This is a genomic window from Marinigracilibium pacificum (assembly GCF_012926615.1).
Taxonomy (GTDB): domain Bacteria; phylum Bacteroidota; class Bacteroidia; order Cytophagales; family Cyclobacteriaceae; genus Mangrovivirga; species Mangrovivirga pacifica.
In genome coordinates, this window is the sequence record NZ_JABBNU010000005.1 from 337,819 (window position 1) to 353,161 (window position 15,343).

The 15,343-nt window shown below is 35.9% G+C and carries 13 protein-coding genes; 3 read left to right on the plus strand and 10 right to left on the minus strand.

The genetic code is table 11. The features are described from left to right. The 4 genes from HH304_RS09935 to HH304_RS09950 form a co-directional block, all read right to left on the minus strand. Entirely contained in the window at window positions 1–999 is a 999-nt protein-coding gene (locus HH304_RS09935) for a bifunctional heptose 7-phosphate kinase/heptose 1-phosphate adenyltransferase (RefSeq protein ID WP_169680909.1), read from the minus strand. Beyond that, a complete protein-coding gene (locus HH304_RS09940; RefSeq protein ID WP_169680911.1) occupies window positions 999–2,198 on the minus strand; it encodes a pyridoxal phosphate-dependent aminotransferase in 1,200 nt (399 codons plus the stop codon). Before HH304_RS09940 ends, HH304_RS09935 begins: the two co-directional genes overlap by 1 nt. 141 nt (window positions 2,199–2,339) lie before the next feature. Then, window positions 2,340–2,948: a recombination mediator RecR gene (gene recR / locus HH304_RS09945; protein ID WP_169680913.1), complete on the minus strand. Its 609-nt coding sequence runs from the start codon at window positions 2,946–2,948 to the stop codon at window positions 2,340–2,342. Between the two features lie 4 nt (window positions 2,949–2,952). Continuing rightward, window positions 2,953–3,234: an ATP-dependent Clp protease adaptor ClpS gene (locus HH304_RS09950; RefSeq protein WP_169680915.1), complete on the minus strand. Its 282-nt coding sequence runs from the start codon at window positions 3,232–3,234 to the stop codon at window positions 2,953–2,955. Window positions 3,235–3,342: 108 nt separating this feature from the next. On the opposite strand from HH304_RS09950, the gene HH304_RS09955 reads away from it, so the two are divergent. Further along, window positions 3,343–4,815, plus strand: a complete 1,473-nt coding sequence (locus tag HH304_RS09955) for a sodium:solute symporter (RefSeq protein ID WP_169680917.1) — start codon at window positions 3,343–3,345, stop codon at window positions 4,813–4,815. 6 nt (window positions 4,816–4,821) lie between these two features. Here the strand turns inward: HH304_RS09955 and HH304_RS09960 are convergent, their stop codons facing one another. Together HH304_RS09960 and HH304_RS09965 are read right to left on the minus strand one after the other, a co-directional pair. Beyond that, complete coding sequence (locus HH304_RS09960) at window positions 4,822–5,148, minus strand: MGMT family protein (RefSeq protein WP_271711580.1); 327 nt, start codon at window positions 5,146–5,148, stop codon at window positions 4,822–4,824. A gap of 9 nt (window positions 5,149–5,157) precedes the next feature. Further along, window positions 5,158–5,976, minus strand: a complete 819-nt coding sequence (locus HH304_RS09965) for an outer membrane beta-barrel protein (protein ID WP_169680919.1) — start codon at window positions 5,974–5,976, stop codon at window positions 5,158–5,160. A 179-nt stretch (window positions 5,977–6,155) separates the two neighbouring features. On the opposite strand from HH304_RS09965, the gene HH304_RS09970 reads away from it, so the two are divergent. Next, window positions 6,156–6,731: a hypothetical protein gene (locus HH304_RS09970; RefSeq protein WP_169680921.1), complete on the plus strand. Its 576-nt coding sequence runs from the start codon at window positions 6,156–6,158 to the stop codon at window positions 6,729–6,731. Between the two features lie 11 nt (window positions 6,732–6,742). Next, complete coding sequence (locus HH304_RS09975; RefSeq protein WP_169680923.1) at window positions 6,743–8,881, plus strand: S9 family peptidase; 2,139 nt, start codon at window positions 6,743–6,745, stop codon at window positions 8,879–8,881. A gap of 498 nt (window positions 8,882–9,379) precedes the next feature. Here HH304_RS09975 and HH304_RS09980 read toward each other — a convergent pair whose 3' ends face one another. The 4 genes from HH304_RS09980 to HH304_RS09995 form a co-directional block, all read right to left on the minus strand. Further along, window positions 9,380–9,847: a hypothetical protein gene (locus HH304_RS09980; RefSeq protein ID WP_169680925.1), complete on the minus strand. Its 468-nt coding sequence runs from the start codon at window positions 9,845–9,847 to the stop codon at window positions 9,380–9,382. Window positions 9,848–10,173: 326 nt separating this feature from the next. Further along, window positions 10,174–10,866, minus strand: coding sequence for a Lipl32 family lipoprotein (locus tag HH304_RS09985; RefSeq protein ID WP_169680927.1), 693 nt, complete (start codon window positions 10,864–10,866; stop codon window positions 10,174–10,176). 113 nt (window positions 10,867–10,979) lie between these two features. Next, complete coding sequence (locus HH304_RS09990; protein ID WP_169680929.1) at window positions 10,980–11,879, minus strand: PorP/SprF family type IX secretion system membrane protein; 900 nt, start codon at window positions 11,877–11,879, stop codon at window positions 10,980–10,982. 10 nt (window positions 11,880–11,889) lie between these two features. Continuing rightward, a complete protein-coding gene (locus tag HH304_RS09995) occupies window positions 11,890–15,336 on the minus strand; it encodes an HYR domain-containing protein (RefSeq protein WP_169680931.1) in 3,447 nt (1,148 codons plus the stop codon). Window positions 15,337–15,343 lie beyond the last annotated feature (7 nt).

Genomic DNA, 15,343 nt, shown 5'->3' on the forward strand with positions numbered 1-15,343 from the left:
CTATGTAGGGATGTTATTTTTCAATGCTTCTTCTCTTAGCCTGTCTCTGTCAACAGGAACTACGCCAAGATATTCGCAGACAATTCCTCCTCCCAAATTCGCCAGACCTGCAAGAACATCAGGTTCTAGTCCTAACGCCAGACATAATGCAGCAATACTCACCACTGTATCTCCGGCACCCGAAACATCCGAGATTCTTCGATAATGAGCATCAAGGTAAACAGACCTGCCATTGGCATTATAATGAATTCCATGCTCAGAAAGGGTTAACAAAATTGAATCGGCATTTAATTTATCTTTCAATAATTTAACTGCTTCATCTATTTGTGTACGGTTATTGCCTTGAACATCAACATGAAGTCCTTCTCTAAGCTCCTTGAGATTAGGCTTAAATAAAGTTACGTTTTTATAAAAATTGAAATTTCTCTTCTTCGGATCAACAACAGTAGGTACATTTTTATCCTTGGCATAGGATACTGTTTCACTGATCACATGCTCATTGATCGTTCCTTTGTCATAATCTTCAAAGATCACAACATCAACACCTTTATCGATCAATCTTTTAATATGACCTATCAGACTCTGTTCCTCCAGCTTAACAAGAGGAGTATCAGTCTCATGATCAATTCTCATCATTTGCTGAGATCCTGACAACACCCTAAGTTTATTAGTAGTCATCCTGGTCTTGCTCCTAATGATACCCTGATCAGGTAGAGCATTATCCTTAAGCAGATGTAGAAACTCATCTCCTTCCTGATCATCGCCTATTACAGAACATAAAATTGGAGTAGCCCCCAACTCTCTTATATTCATTGCCACGTTTGCAGCACCACCAAGTCTTTTTTCCCTTCTGGAAACATTGACTACAGGCACAGGCGCTTCAGGTGAGATTCGTTCTACCTTACCCCAGGTGTAGGAATCGATCATCACATCACCGATGATCAATACCTTTAACCGGGTAAATTCTTTTAATATATTATCAATTGATGAAAAATCCATTAGTGCAATTTAGCTAAAGCTACTTTCATTCGCTTAACTGCTTCCCTTAATTCTTCTTCCGAAGCAGCATAACTTAACCTGATGGATGTTGGTAAACCAAATGCTTCACCCGCAACTGTTGATACATGAGCTTCCTCAAGGATATACATTGCAAGGTCTGAAGAGTTATTTATCGTCTTGTTACCATCAGATTTTCCGAAATAATACGAAACATCCGGGAAAAAGTAAAATGCACCTTTAGGTATATTTGTTTTAAAGCCTGGAAGATCGTTTAAAAGTTCATAAACAAAATCCCTTCTTCTTAAATATTCTGCTGCCATTTCCTTTGAAGGACCTAAATCTGTTGTCAAGGCTGTAAGTGCAGCGCGCTGGGCAATAGAACAGTTGGCACTGGTAAGCTGCCCCTGAATTTTATTACAAGCTTTAGCTATTTGAATTGGTGCTGATAAATATCCAACTCTCCATCCTGTCATTGCAAATCCTTTTGCAAATCCATTAACAGTAACAGTTCTGTCAACCATACCGTCAATTGAAGCAAGGCTAACATGCTTACCTGTATAGTTTATCAATTCATAAATTTCGTCAGCGATAGCAATAATATCCGGATGACCTTTAAGAACATCAGCCATTTCATTTAGCTCCTCTTCTGTAAATACCGATCCTGTAGGGTTACAAGGAGAAGAAAAGATTACTGCTTTAGTTTTTTCAGTTATAGCATCTTTAAGTTGTTGCGCAGATGCCTTATACTCGTTTTCAAGCTCTCCGGTAATGTAAACAGGAACGCCTCCTGCCAATTCAACCAAAGCCTCATATGAAACCCAGTAAGGAGCATAAATAATTACCTCGTCACCCGGATTAATGATTGCCTGAAAAAGATTTGCCAGAGATTGCTTCGCTCCATTAGAAACAACAATTTGTTCTGGATTTGATTCGATATTATTCTCGGTCTTAAGCTTATTGGCAATTGCTTCACGAAGATCAGCATATCCGTTCACTGGTGGGTATCCAAAATACTTACCACTGTCGATAGCTTCTTTAGCGCCTTCCTGAATGTGCTTAGGAGTTTTAAAATCAGGTTCTCCAAGACTTAAACTGATAACATCAATTCCTTTAGCTTTGAATTCACGAGCTTTTGCAGCCATGGCCAGCGTTGCTGATTCTGCCATAGATGTTACCCTGTCTGCCAATTTTATAGCCATAATTATTTAGGTTTTTAATTAATAGTGTCCCAAAATTAAAACCATGATTGATTCAGACCTAATACTTTGAAGATTTTTTAATAAGTCGCAACAATTATTTTGAAATTAATCAAGAAAACAAGGATTATTAGTAATCCCAGATCAGGAATACTTAGTGCGGGTAACTATACTTCTGCCCAATGTAAGTTCATCAGCATATTCCAGTTCACCACCTAGCGGTACTCCCCTGGCAATAGTTGATACTTCAACTCCTCTTTCTGCCAATTTTTTATTTAAATAAAATGAAGTTGTATCCCCTTCCATTGTAGGGCTAAGAGCAAGGATAACTTCTTTAACCGGGTTTTCTTTATCATTGATACGGTCAAAAAGTTCGGCGATTCTCAAATCATCCGGACCTATACCATTGACTGGTGAAATTAACCCGCCAAGGATGTGATAAACACCATTAAACTGAGCTGTATTTTCTATCGCAATAACATCTGGTATATCTTCTACCAAACATAGAAGTGATTTATCTCTTTTAGCTGAGGCACAATATTTACACAGACTTTCTTCACTCACCATCCCACACTTTTCACAATAACGTGTCTGTGTACGAAGCTTAACAATAGATTCGCTCAAATTTATTGATGCAGATTCTTCAGATCTCAGCAAGTGCATAACAAGTCTGAATGCTGTTTTCTTACCAATTCCAGGAAGACGGGAAATTTCTGTTACAGCATTTTCTATAAGCTTTGATGGGTACTCCATATGACTAAACTATTTTGGCATCAATACCAGCTTCTCGTATCGAATTCCTCATAGGCTTAAGTTTCTCATATGTACCCGATTTAACACTGCACTTCCCCTTATAGTGAATGATATAAGTACATTGTTCAGCTTGAGTCGGGTTATGCTTACAAACTTTTATTAAGGTATTGATAACGTGCTCAAACGTATTAAAGTCATCATTATATACCATCAAATTCCGTTCAGACTGGTCAGTGACCACTTCCAGTACATCTTCGATCGTTTCTTCCTGATAGGAAAATCTCATGGTTTTACAATTTTTAATTTTAAAGCGAAAATACAAATTATATAGTTTTTATCACTTTTATTTAACAGCTTTATATCATTTTAGTTTTGAAAAATTGAACATAAAATTATGAATGCTACCTCGGTTGCCGTAATTATTCTCGGATATTTTTTAGTTCTGTTCGTTATTGCCCGATTTACAGGTAAAAAGGCAGACACCGACACTTTTTTCACTGCTGGAAGACAATCTCCCTGGTATGTAGTTGCCTTTGGTATGATCGGCGCTTCTCTTTCCGGAGTGACATTTATCTCGGTTCCCGGTTGGGTTGGAGCCAGCAAATTCACTTATATGTCTATGGTAATAGGATATCTGGCAGGGTATTTGGCAATCGCATATATTCTTCTTCCGCTTTATTATCGACTAAACCTTGTTTCTATCTATACCTACCTGGAAAAAAGATTCGGTTTTTACAGTTATAAAACCGGAGCCGGCTTCTTTCTGATTTCACGCATAATTGGCGCTTCATTCCGATTATTTCTTGTTGCCGGCGTGTTACAGCTAGCAGTATTTAACCATTGGGGAATACCTTTTGGAGTGACTGTTACGATTGCCATAGCATTGATTTGGGTATACACTTTGAAAGGTGGAATAAAAACTGTGGTTTGGACTGACACTCTTCAAACTATGTTTATGCTTTTAGCCGTGTCTATCACCATCATTATTATTGGAAATAAAATGGACTGGGGCTTTACTGAAATTGTAGGTAACGTAAAATCTTCAAGCTTTAACAAATGGTTTGAAATGGATGTTGATAAACCAAATTTCTGGTTAAAAAACTTCCTGGCAGGAGCTTTTATTACTTTAACTATGACAGGTCTTGATCAGGATATGATGCAAAAAAACCTGACATGTCGCTCTTTAAAGGATGCACAAAAAAATATGCTTTGGTTTAGCGTCATCCTGGTGGTTGTAAACCTGGTTTTTCTGAGTCTTGGCGCATTGCTTTTTATGTATTCGGAGAAAAATGGCATTCCAATCCCAAAAGATACAGACAACTTATACCCTAATCTTGCTTTAAATAGCCTTGGACCTGCTGCAGGAATTTTATTCATGCTCGGTATCATTGCGGCTGCATATTCAAGTGCAGACTCTGCACTTACAGCCTTAACAACCTCATTCTGCTACGATTTTCTAAATATTAAAAAATATCCTGAAGCAAAACGTAAAAAAATCAAACTGATTACTCACATTGGAATGTCTGTTACCCTGCTTATAGTTATTCTTATTTTCAATGAAATAAAAAGAGATAATGTTATTAAAGAATTATTTAATGCTGCAGGTTATACTTACGGTCCTCTTTTGGGACTTTTTGCCTATGGATTGTTTATTCGCAAGAAACTAAAATGGGAAATTATGGTGCCAGTTGTAGCAGTCATTTCTCCAATTGTAACTTATTTATTAGTATTAAACTCAGAAGACTTATTTGGCGGGTATCAAATCGGATTTGAAAAGCTACTAATCAATGGTCTATTTACTATTGTAGGTTTACTCATTATAACAGACTGGAATTCAAGAGACGAAGAACTGTCTGCTGTTGAATAATTAGAATCAAAGTAATTCTTTTGATGGGTCCCAGAAGATCTCCTGGAAGTTGATGATTTTATCATTTTTCACCTCTACACCCTCTTGCTTCAAACGCTCTTCCATGGCTGTAGGAGTTTCAAAATGATGTTTTCCGGTAAGCATGCCATTTCTGTTTACTACTCGATGAGCAGGTACCTGTGGATCACCATGTGCGCTGTTCATGGCCCAGCCAACCATTCTTGCAGATGATTTTGCTCCCAGATATAAAGCAATAGCCCCATAGGATGTTACTCTCCCATGGGGCACTAATTTCACTACTTCATATACATCATTAAAGAATGATTCTTTCAAGGAGATTAATTATCTAGTGAAAAACCTTGTTCCGCCAAACACATAGTTTACTCCAAGCTGCATTCCAACAAGCAATGATGACCTTCTTCCGTATAGCTCATCATACTTTTGCTCTTGCATGTATTGAATAAAATCTTCATTTCTAAAATCAGAGATTGCATAATTCATTCTAACCTGCGCACTTAAGAATAAATTTCTGGTAATATCAATATCAAAACCAAAACTTGCTGCAATCTGAAATTCTGCTTCTTTAAATTCTCTCACAACCTCTTCCTGAGTTGTAAACAATACAATCTCACCTTCCGTTGCCGGTAAATTATAATAATCCTGACCATCAACTGGTTCTGCTCCTTCAGGAGGAGTTACTCCTTCAGGGATATAATACTGAGAGGCATCATATTTTATCTTTTCACTACCTTTTGTTAAAAACGAAAGTTGTGGACCGATCATAAAATTAAATCTTGCACGATCTGCCGAGCCACTCATGAATTTCATCAACAAAGGTAAATGAAGGTAATTTGCTTCAAAATCGCGATACCCCTGAACTTGCTCATAGATATCAACTACCTGATAATAAGCACCTTGAATGGAGTAAATCGATTCTAGCTGCAAACCAAAATTATCAGTAAGATCAGCACCGAATGAAAGACCGATGGGTGCAAATTTCACATCATTTGTTTGTACGTATCTTGGATCTGACTTAATCCCTTCATCAAGAACAAAAGTCATCTGACCAGTAGTAGTAGCACCAAGATGAACTTTTACTTGAGAAAATCCTGAAACACTAAAAAATAGGAACAGTCCTAAAAAATATGCTGTCTTTTTCATACCAATTGAATGTTAGCCTCTTACAAGGATTCTTTATTATATAATATCAGTAACATTAAAAAAGTAACCCCAATGTAATAGAAAATTAAAAAGTGTTATATTTCCCTATTGAGATATTTTTTTCAGGCGCAAATTAAAATAAAACTCTAAATTGCCACTCATTTTTTAATACCATAACAATGAGAATCTTACTTGCACTACTTCTATTTATCCTTCCTGTAGTTTCATTTGCACAGGTTCGAAAAGCATCTATTGTTGGAGATGAGCTTTACAGCATCAAAACTAAAAACAGCCAGTCGTTTTTGTATTTACATCAGAATGATTCTACGAAAAATTTTGACCATGCCAAATACAAGATTGACAACCATGAAAAAATCAGCTTGAACTTAAGCATGGAAATTTCAACATTTGATGAAATGTGGAAATCAGCTATAGATGGAAAAGAACTTGAAATAAAGACTATTCAGGTTGAGAAGCCGGAAAAATTTGATGATGTATTAAAAACATTAGCAGAATATTACCTTTCTCTGGAAGAAAAGCCATTTTTGGACGATTATGATGCTATTGGAAAAATGATTCATCAATCAAAAGCATACCTTCCGATTTATGAATATCTCCATTCAAAAGGACTTGAAGTCACAGGCATTAAGGTTGAACGAGTTGGAATTGCTAAAGCAGCTTCGCTTAACAACCTGGGTATCAAAGGCAACCCTATTGTACCAGTGCCATATTTAATTTATCTTCAGGTAAATTAAAACGATCAACTATGAAACCATTACCTACAAAAGCTAGTTTTAGTTTGGTAAAACTAGTTTGCTTTTTACTATTGGCAACTAATTGCACAAACCAGGAAAAAAGTGAAAGTGATATGAGTGCTCCAATTGCAGAAAGAAAAGATACTACACTAACTATCCACGGGCATAATAGAGTTGACCCTTATTATTGGTTGAGAGATAGAGAAAACCCTAAAGTTATATCCTATCTCGAATCAGAAAATAATTATACCAACAAACTATTAAAACATACATCAGATCTTCAAAACGAACTATTTGAAGAAATGAAAGGTCGGATCAAAGAGAAAGATCAGTCTGCTCCGACAAAAAGTAATGGTTATTGGTATTATAGCCGTTATGAAGAAGGAAAAGAATATCCTATTTATTGCAGAAAAAAAGAAACTCTTGAAGCAGAAGAGGAAATCATTCTTGATGCTAATAAAATGGCTGAAGGACATGATTATTTTAATGCGGCAGGACTTGAAGTTAGCCCAGACAATAAGCTACTGGCCTTTGGTGTTGACACTGTAAGTCGAAGACAATATTCACTTCATATAAAAAATCTTGAAACAGGCGAAATTCTACCTGTAAGTGTTACCAATACAGCACCAGGATATGCCTGGGCAGATGATAATGAAACTCTGTTTTATACTTCACAAAACACAGAGACCTTACTAACTGAGAAAATCTACAGACATAATATTCATGAACAAAATGATATTTTAGTTTATGAAGAAAAGGATACCTCATTCTACATTGGAGTTTATCGTGAAAAGACTGGTAAGTACATTATAATCTGGAATAGTAGCACAACGACAAATGACTTTCACCTTTTGGAATCAAAAAATCCTAAAGGAGATTTCATTCAGTTTACAGAAAGACGTCCGGGACATGAATACAATATTACCCCTGACAACGGCAAGTTTTGGATATTATCAAATGATAATGCTATCAATTTCAAGTTGATGTCATCCGAAAAGCCTGGAACAACAATCTCTGAATGGAAAACCGAGCTTGAGCATAGAGATGATGTACTATTAGAAAATCTTGAAGTTTTTAGTAAGCATATAGTTTTAGAGGAGCGATCTGGTGGATTATCTCACATACTAGTAAAGAATAAAACAAGTAAAGAGATCCATGAAATATCGTTTGATGAGAACGCCTATATAGCCGGCATTGATCGCAATGATGTTTATGAAACTAACATCCTAAGGTTCTATTACGGATCTTTAACTACTCCTTTTTCAAGATTTGATTATAATATGGATGATAAATCCAGAACACTCATAAAACAACAAGAGGTTTTAGGAGGGTATAAAAAGGATGACTATAAAACAGAAAGGATTTTTGTGAAGTCCAGAGATGGAGTAGAAATTCCGGTATCCCTTGTTTACAAAAAGGGCTTCGAAAAAAATGGCAATAATCCACTTCTTCTTTATGGCTATGGTAGTTATGGCAATACAATAGACCCATATTTTAGTATTGCAAGATTAAGTCTGCTCGACAGAGGCTTTTGCTTTGCAATAGCTCATGTAAGAGGGAGTCAGATTAATGGTCGTGAATGGTATGAGAACGGAAAAATGTTTAACAAGCAAAATACGTTCAATGATTTTATTGATGTTGCCAAAGGATTAATAGACCTAAAGTACACCAGCAGGGAACACCTTTATGCTATGGGAGGCAGCGCTGGAGGTCTTCTGATGGGAGTAGTAATAAATCAAGCACCAGATTTATTTAATGGAGTTGTGGCATCGGTACCTTTTGTAGATGTAGTTACAACAATGTTAGACGAAAGCATTCCTTTGACTACAAATGAGTTTGATGAATGGGGTAATCCAAAAAATAAAGATTCGTATGAATACATGTTGTCTTATTCCCCTTATGATCAAATAGAAAAACAAGATTACCCAAATCTGCTAGTTACTACTGGTTTACACGATAGTCAGGTTCAATATTGGGAACCTGCCAAATGGGTTGCCAAATTACGAACCATGAAAACGGATAATAATCTTTTATTGTTAAAAACAAATATGGAAGCCGGTCATGGAGGGGCTTCTGGCCGCTTTGAAAGCTTAAAGGAAACCGCTTTCGAATATGCATTCCTTCTAGATCTGGAAAATAAAAACATATAAAAATAAAAAGGCAGTCGAAATGACTGCCTTATTTTTTCTGTCTCGGGGATGTTTTTATTAACGTAATTCTACTCACCTTGTTTTTAATTTAATCAAAATAATTTACTTCCTCTTTATAATCGTTTAAGAAAACCAAACCAGTTGACATGTTTTGACATGTAATACATGTTCATTATTTTACTTTTCGACACAAAATCCTCTAAATTCACAATTCATAGCCTCAAAATATCATCAACACCTAAATCACACTCTAATAAATATAAATGAGCTTATCTCAATATTAATTGAATTATAAATAAAAAAATAGTGCTATATTTTGAAGGTTTAATTATATGTAATATATTACACGAAAATTAACAAAAACCAATTTATACACCATTACACCATTAAATTCCAACGAATATTTGATAGTTGGAATTCAACACCAAAAAGACTTGTTAATTACGAAAGACTAATCTATCAATCGTAAAAGCGGATATACAAAAATCCGCTTTTTTTTTATGATATTTTCAATATTTCTAATTGAGCATCTAACATTGAAGGAACAAACTTGTAATTCATTATTGGAAACTTTTTACAAATAGCTTCCAGCGAAATATACCCAAACAAATCAGTAGGCCTGATAATTACTACAAGATTCAAATTATGTTTTAAAGCTTCAGGCAGCCAATAGTCATCCATATATTCCATTGATTCTTTTGGCATAGCTTTCAGACTACCTGAGTTAATTATGATATTATAATTTCCTGATTTCACTTTGATCAAAGCCCACTCCATGACTCTTCTAAATTCATCAGGATCAATCACTCCTTGAATGCTTATCATTATATAATAGACGTCACCTACCTCTTCAATTTTACCAAAACATCCTTCGGAAATGAAAACTTTCTCATTTTCTGCATCCTTTGGGTCTTGATTAAATAAAGACAGTATTTTATCACCTATTAATTTGATAAAATCAATCATCTAACATCATAATAATTTGCACTTATTCACTTTATTCATAAAATCAAGTCATTAGAACATGACTGATCTATTCCTCAGAAGATTGGTTATTTCCTCTGTTTCTTAAGTTATTTAATCGATTGATAATATCCTAAATTTTTCTTTCCAATATTATCACTAGCAAACTGAATAAAGTAAATTTTCTAAAATAACTTAACGCTTAGAATAAGGTTTGAATAATTAGAAATAAATAATCAGAATTGCCTGTCAGGGATTACTAGGAATTAGAAATAAAAAAACTGCCTCAAACAATAAGCTCGAGGCAGTTTCTTTGAAATTAATTATAATTATTGATTTAGCTGACCTAACAAACCTTCTAAAGTCTTTGCCATTGCCACGCCTGGTAATTTAATAGGAGCAGCAACTTCTGCTAAAAACGTACCTTTTACTTCTCCTCTTTTGAATGTTGTGAAACCTACTCTATATAACCCTACAGTTAATGCTTTTGCCGGATTACTAGCTTCACTTTTGTATCTTAATAATGAGTTATAGTTACGGCCTTCAGGATCTTTAGGCATCTCGCTGCTATCATCATTTCTCTCTAAAACAACCCACTCCGCATTTTGAACATTTTCAGCATTAATATCATCAACTCTTACAATTGAAGATCTCTCTAATGTTATGTAAGTGTCAAAAAAGTCTGATGAACCTTTGTTAGCAGAAAATTGCTCAGATTCGATTGCTCCTTTAACTTTCACATCATTTGCTGGAGACATCATTCTTACACCTAACTCTGGAGCAACAGCTGGAATCCAAACATAGATGTAATAAAATTTCTTACCATCTTTTACTTCATCCTCATTTCCTGGAGAAGCATACCCAAAATAACTGATCACATCAGTATAAGGAACTTTAATTGTTTTTGGTCCTACTGACTTCTCAACAGAACTTCCAAATTTACCAAGCTTTTGTGCATTTGAACTGAAAGAAACAAAAAGCACTAATACTGTAAAGCATACTCGAAAAAAATACGTTTTCATTTGATTTTTAATTTGTGTGAATTAATAATTATATGACAAAAAAAGGCTAAAAAACTCTTCTGTAAATCACCAATACATATGATTTAACTAAATCACTATAAATAGTGAGTGCTCTATCTAGGAGCAATTTTGCTAATCAATAGGTTTAACATCACCTCATGCCTGCTGGCATTTATTGTAACATTATCATGAACTGGCAATCCGAAATAATAAGCAATCTGCAAGGTCTCCTGTATGTTATAAAGCATAGTCATATTAACTGTTGATAAAGTAGTATATCCCACTCCCACTTCTACTTTATCACTCCAATTAATTGCACTATTAAAATCAAATTGAACCGGGGCTCCATGAACATATTTCATCATCCCTGAGAACTTCATTCTTGATTTAGCACTAACATCAAAGCTTTTACCCCCTGTGAGATAATAATGATTTCGGATTTCAACATTCTCAGATATATATGATCCTAGTAATTGAGGAATAGAAAACCCTACATACCCTCCACCTTTACTATAATAAGCTCCAAAACCGAGAAGAGGAACCACTTCCTGAACATCAGTCTCAAATCGAGGATCATTTGGTGCATATAATTCACTAAGCCTCTCATTGTAAATTACTGTACCTGCCTGAATACCCAGAGAAAGGACATGTGGTTCAAACCCCCAATTGGTATAAGAATTTTTGTTTCTCGAGATTAAATTATATGCATAACTCCCTACTATTCGGGTATTTCTTGAAACACCTATCTTATCGCTGCTTATCGTCGCTCCCAAACCTATTTTCTTCCCTCTTACCGGACCCTGGACTGAAACAAGGGCAGACTTCTGTCCTCCTTCATAACCCGAAAATTGTGTTCCTCCGGAAAAACTGATAGCCGGGGTGCTATAATAACCTGCAAAGGCAGGGTTTATTGACAATGAATTGTGTGTGTATTGTAAATAGGAAACCTGTTGCTGGCCATACCCTAAAAAAACGTTTATGGCCAGTGCTAAAATGGTATAAAATATCTTCATAACAGAATTATTATCGCTTTATAACTATAAAACCTTTGATTGGCTCCATTTCAGGAGAAAGAGTTAAGGTGTAGAAATAGGTGCCTTCGGGTAGTTTTCCTGACCCTATATCATTTAATCGGTTTGCTATACCTGTAAATACCCTTGAACCATTATTATAATTGGACATTTCAAACACCAGATTTCCCCAACGATTAAATATGGTTAGATGATTATCAGGATATTCTTCGATCCCTTCAAAAACTAAAGTTTCATTGACACCATCATTATCTATTGATATTCCATATTTCCCGTATGATCCCGGTAATTTTTTAACATCGATATAAACATAGTCTTCTGCTGAGCAGCCAAATTCATTTGTATAAACCAGTCTATATTCAATACTCTCTACGGGAGATACCTCAGGATTTCTGATTTGATTATTATCCATCCATTTATCCGGCGACCACAAAAACTCTCCATCTCCATTGTCGCTGACAGTAGGCATTAACACATATTTTTGATTTGGAGAAATGACCATATCATCACCTGCATCAATTTCCGGAACTTCGGTTGCATCAACCTGAAACTGACATTGATTACTATTTCCAGAATTATCTGTAGCAATAACTGTCACAATCATCCCAGGAGTAAATTCACTTCCTGCAGCAGGCAACTGTGTAATTACCGGAGAAGGATCCCTGTCATCAGATACCGTCATCATTGATGTGTAGTTTGGCAATGGTTGATCGCAATCAAGTAGTTGGTTTCCAATACAAGAAATACTTGGTGCGATAACATCTGAATCAGGTGAAACTAAGAATGAACAAGACTTTTCATTACCGGATTCATCAATTACTGTCATAACAACAGTTATTGCAGATACTACCTCTACCCCAGCTTCAGGCACCTGACTAACTTGAAGTGCCCCTGAACAATTATCACTTACACTGACAACACTAGTGAAATCAGGTAATGACGAACCGTAATCAACTATCTGATCACTCAAACACACTATTTCCGGACTAACATTATCTTCCTTATTGATTATAAATGAGCAAACTGACTCATTGCCCTTCACATCTCTAGCCAAAATCGATATTTCCATTCCCGGCACAAAAGGAGATCCAGCTACCGGCGATTGAATAATTTCAGGATCCGGATCTATATTATCAGTCACCGAGATTAATCCGGTATAATCAGGTATAACATCTCCACAAGCAAGCACCTGATCACTTAAACATGAAATTACCGGTGGTTCAGTATCAGGAATATTCTGGATATTGATATTAAACTTACAAATCGTTGCATTTCCTGAGGCATCTGTAGCAGTAATCCTCACCTCCATCCCAGCTTCAAGAGGTGTTCCTGGCGCCGGTGATTGGGTAACACTTGGATTTTGATCACAATTATCTGTAGCTGTTAATAATTGAGTAAAATTAGGCAGATCACCAGTAAACTGATAGTTATCCAGAGAAGCACAATCCATTGAAGGAGGCTCATTATCTACTTCATGGGATACAATAAAACTACATCCTGATGTATTTCCTGCATCATCTTTTGCAGTAATTTGAACCGTCATTCCGGAGGCAATAGGTGATCCAGCTGCAGGCGTTTGTGTTACTTCTACATCGGTATCTATATCATCAGATACAGTTACCATAGTTGTATAATCCGGAAGTACCTGAAGGTTACAGTCTACCGTTTGATTAGATAGACATGATAAAGTCGGAGGTGTGTTGTCTACAAACTGTAGTGTGGTTAAATCATTAATAAGAAAGATTGAACTATTATTTCCGGCTTCATCTTTATAAAACACATAAACATCATATGTTGTAGACGCGTCAAGTCCATCAACCAGTTCGAAAACATCTACATTTGGAGTGTTAATCGGGAAATTCCCATATACCACAGCTTGGTTTCCATTAATTATATCATCGTAGCTTGTTGGCTTTTGATTATTAGGATAAACAATATAATATGCTGTGCCCGCTTCAGGGGTATTAACGAATAATTCAAAACTACTATTGGTAATATTAGTAGCATAAGGATAGCCATCATTAAAAGGTAAAGCATAATGATCCCCTCCAAAAACAACATAAATTGGATTTCTATCATTAAATGCCCCGCCATCAACAAACATAAAGTCGGCCTTTCCGTCACCATTAATATCCTTCCCGCCATCTATTATTCGAGCTCTTAAATTTCCTTTTGCATTTTTAATTACAAACCCATTCGAACCATCAATATTTGCAGGATCTAATATTGAAGGAAAGCCACCATTCTTTCCAAAAACGACAAAAACACTATTATTGGAATTAACCAGCATATCATCAATCCCATCAAAATTCACGTCACCTGCCGGAACCGCAAAATTTACTCTTGGAGAAAACGCAAATCCATTACTACCATTCAAATTATTGCCTAAAATAGATTGAGAAAGAGTCGCAGACCCAAAAACAATATGATTACCAGAAAAGAAATCATCAATACCGTCATTGTTAATATCACCAACCGGACCAACATTCATTCTATAGTCAAAATTATGTGGAGATACTACTTTAAACCCCTCTGCTGCAGATATAGGATCCATTGTAACAAGGGGAGCAAACCCGGATGACTTTCCATAAACTCCAACCGTATATTCATCAGTATCTCCATATCTAGACCAATTCCCAACAAGGATATCATTTATGCCATCGTTGTTAATATCACCGGGACCACCTACACGATAAGCAGGCCGGCTACCTTCAAAAGAGCCCGTCACAAATCCTTTTGCACCATCCAAATATGACTTATCAACTGTAGTAGGGAAATTTCCATTTCGACCAAAAATTACCCATGCCCGTCCTGACCAATGAGATTGGCCGACAATAAAATCATCAATATTATCACCATTAACATCTCCAAGACCTGACACTTGTGTTGTTGAATGCCCATCGATTGCAACATAAAATCCATTTGTACCATTAATATCAGCATGGGTGATTTTAGCTGGCAAATTTGAGTTCCCATAAATAACCAATACCTCTGACTGGCCGTCTGTCCCAACAATTAAATCATCAACTCCATCATTATTAATATCACCTGCACCAGACAGATACCTCCCCCGTCGTTCCTGATCTGAAGTTCCTTCAATAATAATCCCGGTAGAACTATCAAAAGTTGCCAATTCTAAAACACTTGGAAATCCACTAGCCTTGCCGTAAACAATATATGCTCTCCCGGCAATATCAAAATCACCTAAATCCTGATACCCCTGACCAAAGCCAATGTCTTCATAGCCATCGCCATTAATGTCACCAACAAATCGTAAGTCATAGCCATAATAAAGTGAGTCTTCCATTGGCTCAATCATGAACCCATTTGAACCATCGAGGGTATTGTAATCAAATTGAGCAGGATAATATTGAGCAGTAAGATTAAATAAGAAGAGAAGACTTAAAATAGTCCCCATTAAAATTCTGTTACGCATCATTTTATTA

What these genes read in the sequence shown, in the direction of transcription:
- HH304_RS09935 (WP_169680909.1), bottom strand. Translation starts at nt 999, where the DNA reads ATGGATTTTTCATCAATTGATAATATATTAAAAGAATTTACCCGGTTA.
- HH304_RS09940 (WP_169680911.1), bottom strand. Translation starts at nt 2,198, where the DNA reads ATGGCTATAAAATTGGCAGACAGGGTAACATCTATGGCAGAATCAGCA.
- recR (WP_169680913.1), bottom strand. Translation starts at nt 2,948, where the DNA reads ATGGAGTACCCATCAAAGCTTATAGAAAATGCTGTAACAGAAATTTCC.
- HH304_RS09950 (WP_169680915.1), bottom strand. Translation starts at nt 3,234, where the DNA reads ATGAGATTTTCCTATCAGGAAGAAACGATCGAAGATGTACTGGAAGTG.
- HH304_RS09955 (WP_169680917.1), top strand. Translation starts at nt 3,343, where the DNA reads ATGAATGCTACCTCGGTTGCCGTAATTATTCTCGGATATTTTTTAGTT.
- HH304_RS09965 (WP_169680919.1), bottom strand. Translation starts at nt 5,976, where the DNA reads ATGAAAAAGACAGCATATTTTTTAGGACTGTTCCTATTTTTTAGTGTT.
- HH304_RS09970 (WP_169680921.1), top strand. Translation starts at nt 6,156, where the DNA reads ATGAGAATCTTACTTGCACTACTTCTATTTATCCTTCCTGTAGTTTCA.
- HH304_RS09975 (WP_169680923.1), top strand. Translation starts at nt 6,743, where the DNA reads ATGAAACCATTACCTACAAAAGCTAGTTTTAGTTTGGTAAAACTAGTT.
- HH304_RS09980 (WP_169680925.1), bottom strand. Translation starts at nt 9,847, where the DNA reads ATGATTGATTTTATCAAATTAATAGGTGATAAAATACTGTCTTTATTT.
- HH304_RS09985 (WP_169680927.1), bottom strand. Translation starts at nt 10,866, where the DNA reads ATGAAAACGTATTTTTTTCGAGTATGCTTTACAGTATTAGTGCTTTTT.
- HH304_RS09990 (WP_169680929.1), bottom strand. Translation starts at nt 11,879, where the DNA reads ATGAAGATATTTTATACCATTTTAGCACTGGCCATAAACGTTTTTTTA.
- HH304_RS09995 (WP_169680931.1), bottom strand. Translation starts at nt 15,336, where the DNA reads ATGATGCGTAACAGAATTTTAATGGGGACTATTTTAAGTCTTCTCTTC.